The sequence below is a fragment of the Stenotrophomonas sp. CC22-02 genome (assembly GCF_004365115.1).
GTDB lineage: Bacteria > Pseudomonadota > Gammaproteobacteria > Xanthomonadales > Xanthomonadaceae > Stenotrophomonas > Stenotrophomonas forensis.
Map to the genome: position 1 here is coordinate 1,801,954 of NZ_SOCO01000001.1, position 16,891 is coordinate 1,818,844.

The window sequence follows — 16,891 nt, forward strand, 5'->3', positions numbered from 1 at the left end:
GTATCCGCATCCCATGGCCACTGCCGACTGGACCTAGGTCCACTCGCTGGCGGCGGATGACACCGCTAGCCTTGGCTGCAGGGATGGCAAGGGGCCATCAATACGGACATGCCTGGGGGAGGAGCGGATGAAGCGGAATGGTTTGAGTCTCATGATCGGCGCGTGGCTGGCCGCGGTGCCGGCACTGGCACAGGAAGCGCCGCCGGCCGGCCGGTCGGCCTCGCCGACCAACCTGGACAGCATCAAGGTCACCGCCCGCAAGCGCGAGGAAACCCTGCAGGAAGTGCCAGTGGCGGTTACTGCGTTCACTTCCGAAGCGCTGGACAGGATGAATGTCCAGGACATCAGCGACCTGGATGCGCAGGTGCCCAACCTCACCATCTACGCCGCGCGCGGCGCCAGCAGCACGGTCACCGCCTATATCCGCGGCATCGGCCAGTCCGACCCGACCTGGGGCGCCGACCCGGGCGTGGGCATCTATCTGGATGACGTCTACATCGCGCGCCCCCAGGGCGCCTTGCTGGACGTGTTCGATGTCTCGCGCATTGAAGTACTGCGCGGCCCGCAGGGCACGCTGTACGGCAAGAACACCATCGGCGGCGCGATCAAGTACATCTCGCGTGGCCTGCCGACCCAGACCGAGGGCTTCGCCCAGATCACCGTGGGCAACTACAGCCAGCTCGATGCCAAGGCGGCCATCGGCGGCCCGATCGGCGGCGCCGACAGCGGCCTGCGCGCGCGCGTGGCGGTGGCCAGCATGAATCACGATGGCTTTGGCGAAAACACCTTCAACGGCCAACCGGTCAGCGACAAGCAGATCAACGCGGCACGCCTGAATCTCGGCGCCTACGCGGGCGACGACTTCGACGTGCAGTTCGCACTGGACTGGATCGACGACCAGTCCGGCATGCGTGGTTCGAAGATGCTGGCGCCGAACCCGTTCCTGCGCCCCTACCCGCCGATGGACAGCCGCTACGACATCCGCTCGGGCATGCGCAATCTCAACAACGTGGAAACCAAGGGCGCGTCGGCCACGGTGAACTGGCGGCCGAACGAAGACATCGCAGTGAAGTACGTGGTGGCCAAGCGCGAATCGGACAGCGAGGCCAACATCGACTTCGATACCACGCCGGTCAAGCTGGCCGACGTCAGCGGCACCTACAATGACAACCAGGTCAGCAACGAAGTGCAGCTGAACTACGATGCGGGCGGTCGCTTGCGCGGCGTGGTCGGCCTGTACCAGTTCAGTGGCGAGGCCGGCGGGCAGATCCAGAACAACTACTTCAGCGCGCAGTTCGCCGACAACCAGGGCAAGGTGCTGACCGACAGCATTGCGCTGTACGCGGACTGGACCTTCGACCTGACCAGCAGGCTCAAGCTGGATGTGGGCGCCCGTTACACCGACGAGGACAAGCGCGCGATCGTGCTCAACCGGCTCTATGCCGACCCGGGCTTCAGCCGGCCGGTGGCGGTGACCGCGGATTTCGACAAGAAGACCAACTTCAAGAATGTCTCGCCCAAGGTCTCGCTGGACTACCAGATCACCCCGGACATCATGGTCTACGGCCTGGCCACGCGCGGCTTCAAGTCCGGCGGCTACAACATCCGTGCCAACGCGGTGGCGGTGCCGCGCTCGGCCGAGCCGTTCGACGACGAGACCGTGGACAGCTACGAGGTCGGCAGCAAGATGGCCTTCCTCGACCAGCGCCTGTTCCTGAACCTGTCGGCCTTCTACAACAAGTACAAGGACATCCAGCTGTCGGTGTTCACCGGTCTGGATACCAATGGCGATGGCATCGATGATTCCTTCTTCGGCGACTTCACCAATGCCGGCGCCGGCACCGTCAAGGGCCTGGAGGTTGAATACCAGTACCTGCCCACCCAGCACTGGCTGATTTCCGGCAACCTGGCCTGGCTGGACACGAAGTACGACGAGTACATGGACCGCGGCATCAACGTGGCCCGGCAGATGAAGTTCACCAATGCGCCGGAATTTTCCGGCGCGTTGAACGTGGAATACCGCACCGAGCTGGCCAACGGCAGCAACCTGTCGGCACGGGTGAGCTACAGCTACCAGAGCGAAGTGTGGCCGACCACCGATCTGAGCCCGGCGATCCGCCAGGACGGCTACGGGCTGCTCAATGCCGGTGTGATCTGGCGGCTGGATGATGCCTGGACCTTCTCGCTGCAGGGCACCAACCTGACCGACAAGGAGTACCGCACCACCGGCTACAACATCCCGGCGGTCGGCACGCTGATTGGCTTCTACGGCCCGCCACGCCAATATAGCCTCAGCGTCCGTTACGATTTCTAGAGCATCCGATACGATTTCCAGGAAGCCCCGTGCATGATGCAGTCCTACGTAGATCTGTACTGGAACAGCGACGATGGCCTGCGCCTGCACGCGCGGGACCATGCACCGGATACCGGGCAGGCGGCCCGCGGCACGGTGGTCTGCATCCCCGGCCTGACCCGCAATGGCGCCGATTTCGATGCGCTCGCCAGCACCCTCACTGCCGTGGGCTGGCGCGTGATCGCGGTCGACCTGCGTGGCCGCGCCGGATCAGAAAGTGCGCATGATCCGTCCAGCTACAACCCGCGCACCTATGCAGATGACATGGTGGCACTGCTGCGCGCGCAGAACATCGACAAGGCGGTGTTCGTCGGTACCTCGCTGGGCGTGCTGGTGACCATCACCCTCGCCTCGCGCGCACCGCAGCTGATTTCCGCGGCGGTGCTGAACGATGCCGGCCCCAAGGTCCCGCGCGAGGCGCTGGCGCGGATCGGCAAGTACGCCGGCAAGCCGGTGCCGCCGATGGATCTGGAGCAGGCCACGGCCTATGTGGCGTCGATCGGCAAGGCCGCGTTCCCGCGCTTCAGCACCGAGGACTGGCGGGCGATGGCGGTGCGCACCTTCCGCCCGCGCAGCGATGGGCTGCTGGAACTGGACTACGACCCGGCGGTGATCCGCACCACGCGGCCCTGGTTGTTGTGGCTGCTGCGCCCCATGCTGTGGCGCGCGGTGCGCGGGCTGACCGCGCGGGTGCCGGTGCTGGTGGTGCGCGGTGCGCTGTCCGATATCCTGCCGGCCGATGTCGCCCGGCAGATGGCGGCGACATCGGAGCGTGCCCGCCTGGTTGAAGTACCTGACGTCGGCCATGCGCCGATGTTGTCCGAGCCCGAAGCACGTAATGCAATCCTGGCCCTGCTGGAGCATGTGCGATGAGCACCGGGCCTGTGGCGGAGGCGCTGCCCAGCGCCCTGCAGGCCCTGCAGCGGTGGGCTGCAGAGGAACGCGTGGGCGCCGGCATGCACATCGCGCAGGCAACGATCGACGCCTTCGCAGACGCTACCGGCGACCACAACTGGATCCACGTCGATCCGCAGCGCGCACAGGCGGCGCTGCCCGGTGGATGCACCATCGCGCATGGCTTCCTGCTGCTCTCGCTCACCGTGCAGGACGACGTGGCTGCCCTGGCCGGCTTTCCCGGCATTGCCCATGTCCTCAACTATGGCCTGAACAAGGTCCGCTTCCTGGCGCCGGTACCCAGCGGCACCGACGTACGGGTGCGCTCGCAGCTGGTGTCGTTGGAGGCGCGCCAGCCAGGGCAGTGGCTGCTGACCCAGCGCAAGGCCGTCGAACGCGTTGACGATGGCGAGCTGGCACTGGTTGCTGAGCAGCTGTCATTGATCGTGCTTGCCCCGTAGCACCCGCCTGCCCGGCTCCCTGCCTACACTGGAGCGATGTTGACGCCTACTGTCGTCCTGTTCGCCTGTATTGCGTGGACCGTACTGCTGTTTGGCGTGGCCCTCTGGGGCGAGCGCCAGGGGCACCGGTTGGCGCGCGCGTGGCCGGCCATCTATGCGCTGTCGCTGGCGGTGCACTGCACCGCATGGACCTACTACGGCGCCGCTTCGCAGGGTCTGCAATGGCGCTTCCCGATTCCACCGACCCTGGCCGGGATGGCGCTGATCTTCGCCTTCGGCCTGCCCTTCCTGGTGCGGCTGGGACGCCTGGCCAAGCAGCACAACAGCGCCACCATCGCCGACCTGGTGGTGGCCCGGCTGCGCGCGGATCGCGGCCTCGGCTTCACCATCACCCTGGTTGCACTGTTCGGCATCATTCCCTACATCGCACTGCAGCTGAAAGCCGTCAGCCAGGGACTGGGGGCATTGCTTGGCGATCGCTTCGCACCGGCCGGCGCGCACCTGGACATGTCGTTCTGGTTCGCGTTGACGATGGCGGCCTTCACCCTGCTGTTCGGCGCGCGCAAGGCGTCGGCCACCGAACCGAACCGTGGCATCGTGGTCGCGCTGGGGCTGGAGTCACTGTTGAAGCTGGCGGCGCTGCTGGCCATCGGCCTGTATGCGGCATTGTCGGTGCACCGCTCCGGCATGCCGTTGCTGGACAGGATGGCGCAGCTGCCGCCACCGGCCATCGTCCCGGACTACCTCACCATGGTCGCGTTGGGCGCGATCTCCGCCTTCACCCTGCCCCACCAGTTCCATGTCGGGGTAGTGGAACTGCGCCAGAGCTCGGACCTGAAAACCGCACGCTGGATGTTTCCGGTCTATCTGCTGCTGATCGGCCTGCCCTCTGTGCCGATGGCACTGTCCGGAGCCGCGCAGCTGCCGGCGACGATGACGCCCGACCTGTACGTGCTGGCCTTGCCGCAGGCCGGTGGCCACCACCTGCTGGCGCTGCTGGCCTACCTGGGCAGCCTGAGCGCGGCAACCGGCATGATGATCCTGTCCGGGCTGACCCTGTCGATCATGCTCGGCAACCACGGCTTCGGTTCGCGCCTGATCAGTGGCTTCGAGGGCGGCGTGGCGCATGCCGACCTGCGTCCGCGCGTGCTGGCGTTCCGCCGTGCCGGCATCCTTGCCGTGTTCCTGATGTCGTGGCTGTACAGCCGCGCGATGAGCGATACCGAGGCGCTCAGTGATTTCGGCCTGATGTCCTTCACCGCGCTCTCGCAGTTGGCGCCAGCGGTACTGCTGGCGGTGTACCGCCCACGTACATCCTCGCCGGCCATCGTCGCGGGCATCGTGCTGGGATCACTGGCCTGGTTGTGGCTGGTACTGCTGCCGATGGTGCTCCCTGCCCCCGCACCGGCCGCCAGCCCGGAGGGCCTGCACTGGCTGACGGTGGTCTCGCTGCGGATGCAGCCCGGCCACATCGCCATCAGCATGGGCGCGAGCCTGGCGGTCAACCTGCTCACCGTCGCCCTGGTATCGCGGGCGGTGCGTCCTTCACTGCCACGTCGGCGCGACGCGGTGGCAGCGGCCTCGCTGCGGAAGACCGCCGGCCGCTTCCTCGGCCAGGAGCGTGCGCGCCAGTTGATGGCAGGAGATGCCGGGCAGCTGCTGGATGACGACCGGGTCACTGCGGTCGAACGTGAGCTGACCGCTGTGGTCGGCGCCGGCATGGCACGCCTGCTGGTCGAGGCCGCACGCGACGGCGGCGCCGCGCCACTGGAAGCGGTGACCCGTGCCGTCGGCGAAGCGACCCAGGTACTGCGCTTCAACCAGCGCCTGCTGGAAGCGGCGCTGGAAAACATGAGCCAGGGCATCAGCGTGGTCGATGCGCAGCTGCAGCTGGTGGCCTGGAACAGCCGTTACGCTGCATTGTTCCGTTTTCCACCGGAGCTGCTGCAGGTGGGGCAGCCGGTGATCAACCTCACCGCCTGGGCATTGGCGCAGCTGAAGATCGGTGAGGGCCCAACTGACACACCGCAGAAGGCACTGCAGCGTCGCGTCGCGCACATGCAACGCGGCACCCCGCATCTCTCCGAGCGGGTTTTCCCGGACAACACCATCGTCGAGATCCGCGGCAACCCGATGCCCGGTGGCGGCTACGTAGCCACCTTCACCGATGTCACCGCATTCCGTCGCGCGGAGGATGCACTTAGACGCAGCAACGAAACACTGGAGCGCCGCGTGCAGGACCGTACCGCCCGGCTGCAGCAGGCGGTACAGGACGCCGAGCGCGCGAACGCAGCCAAAACCCGGTTTCTGACGGCCGTCGGCCACGATCTGATCCAACCTCTGCACGCGGCACAGCTGCTGACCGATGCCATGTCGCAGCACATCGAATCCGGGTTCCTGGACAGTTTCCTGCGCCAGATCCGCGGTGCGCTGGATTCCACCGATGACCTGCTGTCCGGCCTGCTGGACATCTCCCGGCTGGAAGCCGGCGGGCTGGTGGCCGATCCGCGCCCGTTCGCACTTTCAACCGTGCTCGACCCGCTGGCGCAGGAATTTGCGGTGCTGGCAGCGGCGCGTGGCCTGCAGTTCCGCTACCTGCGCACCCACGCCTGGGTGCACAGCGATCCGCTGCTGCTGCGCCGCGTGTTGCAGAACTTCCTGGCCAATGCCATCCGCTACACCCGGCACGGTGGCGTTCTGCTGGGCGTGCGTCGCCACGGCCAATGCCTGTCCATCGGCGTACACGACACCGGGCCCGGCATCGCCGCCGAGCAGCAGGCGGTGGTGTTCGAGGAATTCCATCGGGTGGACCGCAGCAATGGCCAGGGCCTGGGGCTGGGGCTGACCATCGCGTACCGCATCGCGGCCCTGCTGCACGCACCGTTGCAGTTGCGCAGCGTGGTCAATCGCGGTTCGGTGTTCTCGGTCCGCGTGGCGCGCAGTGCTGCACCGGCGGCTCCGCGGATCGAACCGCCCGCCAACGCCGGCAGCACTCTCAGGGGCACCCGTGTGCTGGTGGTCGACAACGATGCCGACGCACTGGCGGCCATGCAGCAGCTGCTGCTGTCCTGGGGCTGCGATGTCATCGCCCTGCGCGGTGCCGAAGGCATCGATGCGTCGGCGCACGATGCGGCACTGTGGCTGTTCGACTACCACCTCGATGACGGCGATACCGGCGTGGCATTGTTCACGCGCCTGGCTGCAGCGCAAGGGCCACGGCCCACGGTGATCCTCAGTGCCGACACCGGCGCCGGGACCCGTGAGGCGGTGCGCGGCGCGGGGCTGTCACTGCTGAGCAAGCCCTTCAGGCTCCTGGCGCTGCGCTGGGCGATCAACCACCTGCTGGCCTCTCCCGCAGCGATAGCGCCCTGAGCGGTCAGCGCTCTGCCGCGTCTTCGATCTGCCGGGACGGATCGGCCAGGCCCATTTCATGCAGCACGCGGATCGCCTGCGCCCGATTGCGGACCCCCAACCGTTCCATGATCCGAGTCATGTGCGCCTTGACGGTGCGCAGCTGTACCCCGAGCCGGTCGGCAATCTGCTTGTTGAGCAGGCCTTCGGCCACCAGGCTCAATACCCGGTACTGATGCGCCGACAGGCTGGCCAGGCGCGCGGCCAGGTCGGCGTCCTTGCTGAACGCTGCGACCCGTGCAACCGGTTCGCGCAGCAGTGAAGGTATCCAGCGTTCGCCTTCCAGCACGGACTGCAGCGCAGACTGCAGTTCGTTCAGGCCTGAACTCTTGGGCAGATAGCCGGCGGCGCCGAGGTCGATGGCACGGCGGATCACCTGCGGCTCTTCATTGGCCGAAACGATGATGATCGCCAGCCCCGGCTGCAACGCGCGCAGCGTGGCCAGTCCGGCCAGGCCGTGGTTGCCCGGCATGTGCAGGTCCAGCAGCATCAGGTCGATCGGCTGGCGCTCGAGCACGTCAAGCACGCCGTCCAGTGAATCGGCCTCACTGATCTGCAGGTCGGCCACCGCCTCTTCGGCCGCACGATGCAGGGCCGCGCGGAACAAGGGGTGATCGTCGGCGATGAGCAGGGTTGGCATGTGCAGGCGAGAGTAACAAATCGCCCCGCCTCGGGGAGGCGTACCTAGGTACGCTGGCGCTGCGTGGGTGTGCGGCTAGTGTGGCGGTATGAAGGGCGGCCACCGATACGTCGCCCACGAGGACACCTCATGTCATTCTCCGCTGCTGCCGGCGCCCCTACCTGTCCGCTGCTGATCAAGCAGCTGCTGCACACGCCACTGGCGGTGAATCCAAACCAGGAGATTGTCTATGGCGATTCGGTCCGCTTCGACTACCGGACGCTGCAGGCACGCATCGGCCAACTGGCCGGGCTGTTGACCTCGCTCGGCGTCAGGCACGGCGATACCGTGGCGGTGATGGACTGGGACAGCAACCGCTACCTGGAGGCCTACTTCGCCGTACCGATGATCGGCGCGGTGCTGATGATGGTGAACGTGCGCCTGGCCCCCGAACAGATTGCCTACACGCTCAACCACAGTGGCGCGCGGGTACTCCTCGCCCATCGCGAGTTCCTGCCGATACTGGATGGCATCGACGAGCAGCTGCCGGATCTGCGCACGCGCATCCTGCTGGAGGATGCCGTCGGCCCCTTGCCGGAGGGTTTCGTGGCCGAATACGAGGCTGGCCTGCGCGCCGCCCCTGCAGTCACGCAGTTCCCGGACTTCGATGAGAACACCCGTGCCACGGTGTTCTACACCACCGGAACCACCGGCCTGCCCAAGGGCGTCCATTTCAGCCACCGGCAACTGGTCCTGCATTCGCTGACCGGCATGGCCGCGCTGGGCAGTGCAGCCACCCAGGGGCGCCTGCATCGCGGTGATGTCTACATGCCGATTACCCCCATGTTCCACGTGCATGCCTGGGGCCTGCCCTACGTGGCCACACTGCTGGGCATCAAGCAGGTGTACCCGGGTCGCTACCTGCCTGCCAACCTGCTGGCACTGATCGCGCGCGAGAAGGTGACCTTCTCGCACTGCGTACCGACCATCCTGCACATGCTGCTGGAGCATCCCGCTGCGGCGGACACCGATCTGGCCCACTGGAAGGTGATCATCGGTGGGGCGGCCCTGCCGCGTGCACTGGCGCAACGGGCACTGGCGCGCGGCATCGACATCTTCGGTGGCTATGGCATGTCGGAGACCTGCCCGCTGCTGACCGTCGCCCAGATCGATGCCAAGGCCGTGACCGATGCGGATGAGGTTCTCTCGCTGCGCACCAAGGCCGGCATACCGGTGCCGCTGGTCGAGCTGCGCATCGTCGACCCGGACATGAACGACGTAGCCCACGACGGCATCGCCACCGGCGAGGTAGTGGTGCGCGCGCCCTGGCTGACCGAAGGCTACCTGCACGATCCGGCAGCGTCCGAGGCGCTGTGGGCGGGCGGCTACCTGCATACCGGGGATATCGGCAACATCGACGGAGGCGGCTACCTGCGCGTGACCGACCGCATCAAGGATGTAATCAAGACTGGCGGCGAGTGGATCTCCTCGCTTGCCCTGGAGGACATCATCGCCCTGCACCCGGCGGTCAGCGAAGTGGCGGTTATCGGAATCGCAGATACGAAATGGGGCGAGCGGCCGCTGCCGCTAGTGGTCAGGAAGGCCGGCAGCGACGTCACGGAAGCAGAGATCATTGAACTCGTCGCCGCGCGCAGCCGCTCGGGCGACATCTCACGCTATGCGATTCCGGAACGCGTCACTTTCGTGCAGTCCATCGAGCGCACCAGCGTGGGCAAGATCAACAAGAAGAAGCTGCGGGGCATGCATGATCCGGGGCGACCCTGACCGGGCAGGGCCGGAGCGCGCCCCGCCGGCGTACCGGCACCGATGCTATTCGCCCCGGAAGCGGGGCTCTCTTGGCTCAGGCAGAAGCGGTTTCGGTCCACTGCTGGCGATCGAGAGGATCGGAACATGACCTCCCCCACTCCTGTCCGGCCCGGGCATATCGTCCGGCGGCAGCCACCCGCCATACTCGATATCGAGGTCCCGGCGCAGCCTCTGCCGGATGTGGGCGAGATGATTGACGAATTCCGAACGCTCAGTCGCCCGGCGGAAGAAGTGCGGCTCGCGGTCGTAGTCAAACGATGCAGTGAACGCCGCACTGCGAAAGTGGCGATCAATCTCCTTCATGATCGCCAGTTTGAGCAGGGGCTGGATACCCAGAAGCGTACTTATCTTCGCACCGCGCGAAGTGGGTTTCAGCACGTTCGTGCGGGAGGACAGGAATGTGTAGCTGGATTGCGTGGCCGCCCCCAGCATGGTGGTTACAAAGCGCGACCAATGGTCGTCGCCACTCACCGTGCCGGGGGTGAAGTGTTCACCCACGAAGCCAAGGAAGAATTGCTCCAGTACCTCGGCAAAGTCATCGTTGCAGGCAATGTTCGTGACCGGCGGGGTCGGCTGGACCTGTCCGCATGCCCATGTTGTCCTCGGCGTCCCCTTCCCGCCATCAGGCGGATAACGTGATGCATCAAAAGCCGCCGTGGGCGCAGCAAGCGGCAATACCGCCGGATGCGGGTGGGCCTGGCCATCAAAGATGGCCACATACTGGCCAAACCTGCCCAGTGGATTGGAAAGACTGAAGTCCCAGGGTTGCTCGACGCCTCCCGTCGGCGTCGGGTCCGGACAGTGGCCGAGGCGACCATCACCGTGAAAACGCGGCCAGTCCTTGTACAGGAGATACTGGATCTGCGGCTTGCCTTCCGAGATGTCGCCGCTGTCCGGATGCTTGTTCCTCTTGGCCTGCAGGAGCAGCGCCCGCCCCTCGACGGAGTCGGTTGTCGTTACGAAGTGCTGCCGCACCAGCAGCAGATCACCGATCTCCACCGCACTGCGGCCTTCAGGCGTCACCAATGGGGTCTTGTGGGTGAAAATACTGTTGACCTGTACGCTTGCGCTGCTGCCGAGCGCGCTCTGAAGGCTGGCTTCGAGCTGATTCTGTATGGATTCGTCGAGAAACGCCGAAACCAGCCCGGGCTCGTCGGGAACGTTGGATGCGCTGGGCGATTCTCCCGCGCCCTTCCAGGCCAACGCATGAGACAGATTGATCAGGTCGCGAAGTTCCTGCTGAAGCGCCATGACAGCATCCTTGTTATCGATTCGGGAACGCCAACGCACTGAGTCTCCCGGGATACGCCCTTCAACGCAAGCCGCTGGATGAGGACTGCGCTTTGCTTCCCGGCCGCGCTGATGAACTGGTTAGAATCCACGCAGCAAGGAGCGACCATGGACTTCACCGGCTTCACCTCGGGGTTTCCCAGCAACCGTCCCCTCGCCGCGTTCGATCGAGAGCATCGGCTGCGGCAGAAGACGCGTCTTGACGTGCCTCTGCTGGCCCAGCTCTGCGTCGTGAAGATCAACTCGAACTGCCTGGTCTCAGTCGATCGGTGGTACGGCCCGCGCGGCTTTCTCGCCCTGCTGGGTGCGATAGGCGTGGCGTTCGGATTTGGCGGCATGTCGATGCTGCTGTGGATGCTGGTCGTGGAGAAGCTGCCCAACGAGAATGGCCTCTGGGCAGCCGTGTTCATCAGCATGGCGATGCTTGCGGCGTTCACTGCAGCAAGTGCGTGGGTAGCGTGCCGCGAACTGTTCCGCTGGACCTACTACCCCATCGTGCTCGACCGCAAGCATCGCCAGGTTCATGTGTTCCGGTTGGACGGGACGATCCTCAGCGCGGGATGGGACCAGATCTATTTCACCCTGGGTCGCGGAACCGGAACCTTCGGCGGGCGCAACTGGGATGTCCGCGGCCTGATCCTGGACGCGGACGGCGCGACGGTCAGGGAAACATTCGCCTTCTGCATCGCCACCTCCCGCATCGAAAATGCGCATGCGCACTGGGAATTCCTGCGGCGCTACATGGAGGAAGGGCCGTCGGCGGTGCTGGATGCGGTGCAGTACTGCATGCCGGTGGACGGCAAGCGCGAGAGCCTTGCATTCTGCAAGGAACGCATCTTCGCCGCCGACGCGCAGATGCCCGCGGTGATGTGGTTGACCATGCTGCCGTTCAACCACCTGCACGCAATGATGCGCTGGGCGGTGATGCGGACCAGCAGGATTCCCATGTTCCCGCCGGACACCGAAGCGCGATTGCAACCTGAGCCCGGCGATGCCCATGTGCGCGATGCGTCGATGAATCCGCCGGACCTGCGCTGATCACCTGACCAGTGGCGAGTCGTAGCCCGCAATGAAGCTGACTGCACTGAGGCACGCAGCAATCAGCATCACCAGAACGAACCCGATCCGGCGCACCCCGGCCCACCATGCAATCGCCGCAACCACCGAGCTGCCCAGCAGTCCCGCCAATGCCGCGCACGCCAACAGGATCGGCAGCATCATCATCACCCCCATTCCGCCATATATCCCACCGGGCCTGGCCAGTGGCAGGAGGGCGCTGACCAGGTAGATCAGCAGGGCCACGCCGAACAACGCGGCGAGTGTCAGCATCCAGCGACGCAGCGCCCTGCCCTGGGAGGGCGTGGTTGCAGGATCAGGGCCTGGAGTGTTCAAACGGTGGTCTCCTATGGAGGGCCCGCTGGCCCGGTACCACTGTGCTGCTGCAGCGAAAGTACCCACGCTTCCAGCGCCGGCGTATCCCGCATGTCGCCGCCATAACGGCGATCCGGTGCGTGAGGCTGGTTCGAGCCGCGCAGCCGCCCACGGAACACCTTCATCGGTACCGAGATCCGGGCCAGCCCGCTGGGCAGCATGTCCGGCCTCACATCCATGTACAGGCTGTCGGCCGAGGTCTCGACACCCACCTGCACCGCACCCAGGCGCTTCCACAGGTCCAGCGCATCCAGGCAGGCCGAGCCACAGGCGGCGTCGGCCACGATCACCACCCTGCCCGCGCGCACGGGTGCGGCGGGCGCCGGCGCCGATACCGTACTCGCCTTGGCCTCCGACGGCTCACGCCACAGCGCCTCACCTCGCCCTCGAGCCTGCGCCATTCCCGCTGTCACGGTTTCCAGCATGCGAACCAGTTCCGGCGATGCATCCGGCGCCTGTTCCAGCTTCTGCAGGAAGCCGCGCAGCTGCGCGATGTTGGCATCCGACGTCCGCCATTCCACCCAGCTGTGATCCGGCAGCGCGTCGACTGCGGCATGCCCCCAGATCAATCGCGCCAGCTCGATGCTCCACTGCGACGCGCCGCCGGTGTTGCCACGCACGTCCAGCACCACCCGCGGTGCCTGTTGCAGCGGTTCGGGCACCCGTGCAAGCGCTTCAAGCAACGCTGTCAGTTCCTTGAAATTCTGCGCGGCCGGATCGGCATTGAAGCTGCTGGTGGTGATCCAGTAGCCGCCCCCGGGTAGGGCATGCCAGCCGTTGGCCGGCCGGAAACTGCGGCGGGTATCGGCCAGCCGCTGCGTGCGCTGCGCAGGATCGAGTGGCGCCCACTGCAACGCGTAGGTGCTTTCGCGTCCATCGGTGCGGAACACGCAGCTGCGCGGCGTGGGCAGGAAAGGGTTGCCCTGCTCCAGCAGGACTTCGCCACCGCTCTGGATGCGGCTGGCCTGAAGGTTCCAGCGCCCACTGAAGTCGCCCACCCGGCGCGCGGCCAGCGTCGCCGCATCGACGCCGTCACAGGACAGCAGGCGTGCACCCAACGGCGGATGGCCTGGACCATCGTCCACGCTCATCACCACCTGCGCGTCGCCATCGAAGCCGGTCAGGAAGCCCGGCCACCGCGTCGGCAGCTCCGGCGCAGCGGCACGCGCATTGAGGCTGACATGGCCATCATTGAACGAGGCCGCGTAACCCTTCATGGCCCACCAGTAGCCGGCGAAGCTGTCGACCGTGTCCGCGCGTGACCGCGCAACGGCCAGCGCATCCCGCAGCTGGAGGACGAATCCCGGGTTCTGCCGGTCCACCGTGCCCGGATGACTGCCGCGCATCGCCGCGTCGGCAGCCGCCAGGTCCGTCAACAGCGTGCCTCGCCAACCCGTGGCTGCGCCTGCCGCGCCTGGCGCAACGAGCCCCGCTGCCAGCAGCAGCCACGCGATGGTCATGGGTCCATCCCTGCCCTGGCCCGTTTCAATGCAACGGTACCTTCAGTACCGAAGGCGCGTTGGCCGGCGAGCTGAAGGTCACTGTTCCTCCCAGCTGGCTGATGCCGGCGTAGCGCAGGTCCACCGTGTCGACCACCAGAGTCAGTCGGCTGCCGGCCGGCAGGTTCCAGCTGCTCGCTTCCAGTCGCAGGTCGAGCGTCTTCGGTTGCCCTGGCGTGGCGCCACGCAGCGTGTACGGCTTGTGGCTGATCAGCTGGCCATTGCCCAGCACATCCTCGGCGTACAGGTAGGCATACAGCGTGGTGTTGGCACGGCTGGGGGTGACGGTCAGGCGCACTTCCGGCGCGCCGTCCAGGCGTCGCGCGCTCCACTGCACCGGCCCCTGCCAGACCCCGGCAGCAGTACGCCCGACAAACGGCACGTAGGCACCCGGCGGCAGGTTGATCATCTGCAGCGCGCCGGAGGCCATCGCCACGCCGGAGTTGGCCGCGGTCAGCAGCCCGCTGCCGATGCGGTAGTTCCAGCCGGTCGTGCCGCCCTTCTCGGCCAGGCCGCCGGTCGGCAGCAGCAGGCCCGAGGGTGCGGTCAGCCCGTAGCTGACGGCGCCATCGCTGGTCGCCTTCCAGTCCGGATAGCGGCTCCAGCTGCCCTTCTGTGACTTCAGCTGCACTGCCGGTTGGCGGTCGATGCCATTGGCCACCGCCTTCAGGTAGTGATCGAACCAGTCACCCACCTGGTCGTAGACCTCGTTGGGAATGCCCAGTGCCCCGAACGCTTCGTTGAGCGCATGGTCGCCGTGGCGCAGCTGCAGCTGCTTGGGGCCCTTCAGCCGGTTGAAGAAGTCCACCAGCTGCCCCGGCGGGAACAGGCTGTCGTTGAACGCATTGGCCAGGAACACCGCCGGCTGGTTGGCGTTGATCTCGTCAATGCTGGCCGCAGGGCTGCGCTGGGCCGCCACCGGCAGCAGCGAGTCCACTGCGCCCTGGTAATTGCCGACCAGCACATTGCGGTTGATGGTGGCCAGCTCCGTACCGGGCCGCCCGGTCGCCAATCCGGCCGCCACCAGCAGGGCGATCCCCTGCGCGCTGGGGGTGTCGTTGCTGTACAGCGAGGCCTGCAGATCGGCCCAGCCGCTGAGCGCGGCCACCGCCTTGATGCGGGGATCGCGTGCCGCCGCCAGCAGGCTGGTACCGGCGCCGTAGGAGATGCCCGAAACGCCGATGCGGGCCGGATCGGCGCGGGTGTTGTCCAGCGCCCAGTCGATCAGGGCGCTGACATCCTCGACCGTGGCCGGCCCGGCGATGTCGATGCTGCCGCCGGATTCCCAGAAGCCACGCGAGCTGTAGCTGATGACCACATAGCCACGCCGTGCCAGCGCCTGCGCCACGCCCACGTACTCGACGCTGGGCACGGCCCAGCTGCTGGGCATCACCAGCAGCGGATACCGGCCGCTGCCCGCATCCTGCGGTTCGATGACGAAGGCCCCGAGAGGCGTTCCATCCCAGCTGGGAATGGTCCGGTGGGTGGTCTTGACCGTGGCCGCCCAGGCGCTGGGGGCCAACCCGGTCAGCAGGAGCAACAGCAGCAGAACCTTGCGCATCGTCGTCTCTCCCCGTCGGTGGTGGTGCAACGGCTCGGACCGTACCAGTGCGAATGGTGGCTGGCACCTTGCGACGCAGCATGACGTTTGCTGCATTGCCCACCCTTTGGATCGATGCTAGAAGCGCTGAATCCCAAGGATGGATCGACGTCATGAGGCCACACCTCGTCCTTACTGCCGCCCTGGCGCTATGTCCCCTGCGTACCGCGATGGCCAGCGAACAGGAACTATCCGACGCGGCGGCGCACAGGGTCTTCCAGCACGCCGAACAGCTCTGCGATGGAGACCGGGGCCGGCTATGGGGGCAATCCCTGTGCGGGCCGATGATGCTGGTTGATCCAAAGCGCCGGCAGGTCATCGCCTCGCATGCAGACGCACATGGCGCACTGAAAGAACGTGGCAACGTATTCGAAGGCCAGCTTCCGGCGGATGCAATCCTCGCCAACACCGCCGTGGACTGGTCGGGTACACGCTGGACCCAGCTGCTCTGGCCTTTGCCGCAGGACGCGTCCCGTCGCAGTACGCTGCTAGCACACGAAATGTTCCATCGCCTGCAACCGGCGTTGCCCATCATCGCGCCGAGCGAGGGCGGAAACGACCACCTGGACACGCTTGAAGGGCGCTACTGGCTGCAGCTGGAATGGCGCGCACTTGCGCACGCACTCGAAGCCACCGATGCGGTGGCACTGCGCAGCGCGATGACGGATGCGCTGGCATTCCGCGCCGAGCGATACCGCCATTTCCCTGCGGCCGCGCAGGAAGAAGCGGCGCTGGAATTGAACGAGGGCCTGGCCGAGTACACCGGTGTGTTCGTCGGCAATCCAACGCCGTCGGCACGGATCCAGGCGGCGCTGCATGACCTTCGCGTACACGTTGACGATCGCAGCTTCGTCCGCTCTTTCGCCTATGCCACCGGCCCGGCGTATGGCCTGCTGCTGGACCAGGCCGCACCTGGCTGGCGCCGCGATCTGGCCGGCAACGCTCGGGATCTCGGTAGGCACCTGGCAGAAGCGGCACGCATCCCCATGCAGGTGGATGCGACCGCGCTGCGCGCTGCTGCCGCGCGTTACGACGGGCCGTTACTGCACGAAGCCGAAACGCTGCGCGAACAACATCGCCTTGCGCAGCTGGAACACAACCGTGCGCGCTTCGTGACAGGCCCGGTGGTGCGATTGGATCTGCACAGCATGCGCATCCAGTTCAATCCCAACGCGATGCAACCGTTGCAGGGCCACGGCACGGTGTATCCAACGATGCGGCTGACCGACACCTGGGGCAGCCTGGACGTCTCTGACGGCGCGTTGATGCAGGGCGACTGGAAGGCCGTGTTCGTACAGGCACCTGCAAACGCAGACCTGCCGCTACGGGGTCCGGGATGGTCGTTGGCGCTGAAGCCGGGGTGGTCGCTGGTGCCGGGAACACGCAAGGGTGATTACCTGTTGCAGGCGAACCCCTGACGACAGCCACAGGCATCGCGACGCCCTAGCACGCCTGCGTTTCAGTCATGCCCGGCTCCATCTGACACATCTCCAGTGCTTGCGCGCT

At 66.3% G+C, this 16,891-nt stretch carries 12 protein-coding genes; 7 read left to right on the top strand and 5 right to left on the bottom strand.

Annotated elements, in window-relative coordinates; all coding sequences use genetic code 11:
* Positions 1 to 151 precede the first annotated feature (151 nt).
* Genes N440_RS08355 through N440_RS08370 form a run of 4 tightly spaced genes read left to right on the top strand, consistent with a single transcriptional unit; the run spans position 152 to position 7,080 of the window.
* A complete protein-coding gene (locus N440_RS08355; RefSeq protein ID WP_133936004.1) occupies positions 152 to 2,314 on the top strand; it encodes a TonB-dependent receptor in 2,163 nt (720 codons plus the stop codon).
* Positions 2,315 to 2,347: 33 nt separating this feature from the next.
* A complete protein-coding gene (locus N440_RS08360; RefSeq protein WP_133934714.1) occupies positions 2,348 to 3,226 on the top strand; it encodes an alpha/beta hydrolase in 879 nt (292 codons plus the stop codon).
* The gene (locus N440_RS08365; protein WP_133934715.1) at positions 3,223 to 3,708 is read left to right on the top strand and encodes a MaoC family dehydratase; all 486 of its coding nucleotides are present in this window, start codon (positions 3,223 to 3,225) and stop codon (positions 3,706 to 3,708) included. Before N440_RS08360 ends, N440_RS08365 begins: the two co-directional genes overlap by 4 nt.
* Before the next feature lie 36 nt (positions 3,709 to 3,744).
* Complete coding sequence (locus N440_RS08370; protein ID WP_133934716.1) at positions 3,745 to 7,080, top strand: PAS-domain containing protein; 3,336 nt, start codon at positions 3,745 to 3,747, stop codon at positions 7,078 to 7,080.
* Positions 7,081 to 7,084: 4 nt separating this feature from the next.
* On the opposite strand, the gene N440_RS08375 is transcribed toward N440_RS08370, so the two are convergent.
* Positions 7,085 to 7,759 (bottom strand): response regulator transcription factor, encoded by a 675-nt coding sequence (locus tag N440_RS08375; RefSeq protein ID WP_053508519.1) that lies wholly within the window; start codon positions 7,757 to 7,759, stop codon positions 7,085 to 7,087.
* A gap of 129 nt (positions 7,760 to 7,888) precedes the next feature.
* On the opposite strand from N440_RS08375, the gene N440_RS08380 reads away from it, so the two are divergent.
* Complete coding sequence (locus N440_RS08380; RefSeq protein ID WP_133934717.1) at positions 7,889 to 9,523, top strand: fatty acid--CoA ligase; 1,635 nt, start codon at positions 7,889 to 7,891, stop codon at positions 9,521 to 9,523.
* 45 nt (positions 9,524 to 9,568) lie between these two features.
* Here the strand turns inward: N440_RS08380 and N440_RS08385 are convergent, their stop codons facing one another.
* The gene (locus tag N440_RS08385; RefSeq protein WP_133934718.1) at positions 9,569 to 10,816 is read right to left on the bottom strand and encodes a hypothetical protein; all 1,248 of its coding nucleotides are present in this window, start codon (positions 10,814 to 10,816) and stop codon (positions 9,569 to 9,571) included.
* Between the two features lie 147 nt (positions 10,817 to 10,963).
* On the opposite strand from N440_RS08385, the gene N440_RS08390 reads away from it, so the two are divergent.
* A complete protein-coding gene (locus N440_RS08390; RefSeq protein ID WP_133934719.1) occupies positions 10,964 to 11,893 on the top strand; it encodes a DUF6708 domain-containing protein in 930 nt (309 codons plus the stop codon).
* Here the strand turns inward: N440_RS08390 and N440_RS08395 are convergent, their stop codons facing one another.
* The 3 genes from N440_RS08395 to N440_RS08405 form a co-directional block, all read right to left on the bottom strand.
* Positions 11,894 to 12,157, bottom strand: a complete 264-nt coding sequence (locus N440_RS08395) for a hypothetical protein (RefSeq protein ID WP_166671547.1) — start codon at positions 12,155 to 12,157, stop codon at positions 11,894 to 11,896. It abuts the gene before it with no gap.
* 101 nt (positions 12,158 to 12,258) lie between these two features.
* The gene (locus N440_RS08400) at positions 12,259 to 13,746 is read right to left on the bottom strand and encodes a S41 family peptidase (RefSeq protein WP_133934721.1); all 1,488 of its coding nucleotides are present in this window, start codon (positions 13,744 to 13,746) and stop codon (positions 12,259 to 12,261) included.
* Between the two features lie 25 nt (positions 13,747 to 13,771).
* Positions 13,772 to 15,346 carry an alpha/beta fold hydrolase gene (locus tag N440_RS08405; protein ID WP_133934722.1) on the bottom strand — a complete coding sequence of 525 codons (1,575 nt, stop codon included), beginning with the start codon at positions 15,344 to 15,346 and terminating at the stop codon, positions 13,772 to 13,774.
* Between the two features lie 152 nt (positions 15,347 to 15,498).
* Between N440_RS08405 and N440_RS08410 the strand changes: the two genes are divergently transcribed.
* Positions 15,499 to 16,803 (top strand): hypothetical protein, encoded by a 1,305-nt coding sequence (locus N440_RS08410; protein ID WP_133934723.1) that lies wholly within the window; start codon positions 15,499 to 15,501, stop codon positions 16,801 to 16,803.
* Positions 16,804 to 16,891 lie beyond the last annotated feature (88 nt).

Coding starts and splice junctions, on each gene's coding strand:
- N440_RS08370 (WP_133934716.1), top strand. CDS start 3,745: ATGTTGACGCCTACTGTCGTCCTGTTCGCCTGTATTGCGTGGACCGTA.
- N440_RS08390 (WP_133934719.1), top strand. CDS start 10,964: ATGGACTTCACCGGCTTCACCTCGGGGTTTCCCAGCAACCGTCCCCTC.
- N440_RS08355 (WP_133936004.1), top strand. CDS start 152: ATGATCGGCGCGTGGCTGGCCGCGGTGCCGGCACTGGCACAGGAAGCG.
- N440_RS08380 (WP_133934717.1), top strand. CDS start 7,889: ATGTCATTCTCCGCTGCTGCCGGCGCCCCTACCTGTCCGCTGCTGATC.
- N440_RS08360 (WP_133934714.1), top strand. CDS start 2,348: ATGATGCAGTCCTACGTAGATCTGTACTGGAACAGCGACGATGGCCTG.
- N440_RS08400 (WP_133934721.1), bottom strand. CDS start 13,746: ATGACCATCGCGTGGCTGCTGCTGGCAGCGGGGCTCGTTGCGCCAGGC.
- N440_RS08410 (WP_133934723.1), top strand. CDS start 15,499: ATGAGGCCACACCTCGTCCTTACTGCCGCCCTGGCGCTATGTCCCCTG.
- N440_RS08365 (WP_133934715.1), top strand. CDS start 3,223: ATGAGCACCGGGCCTGTGGCGGAGGCGCTGCCCAGCGCCCTGCAGGCC.
- N440_RS08375 (WP_053508519.1), bottom strand. CDS start 7,759: ATGCCAACCCTGCTCATCGCCGACGATCACCCCTTGTTCCGCGCGGCC.
- N440_RS08385 (WP_133934718.1), bottom strand. CDS start 10,816: ATGGCGCTTCAGCAGGAACTTCGCGACCTGATCAATCTGTCTCATGCG.
- N440_RS08405 (WP_133934722.1), bottom strand. CDS start 15,346: ATGCGCAAGGTTCTGCTGCTGTTGCTCCTGCTGACCGGGTTGGCCCCC.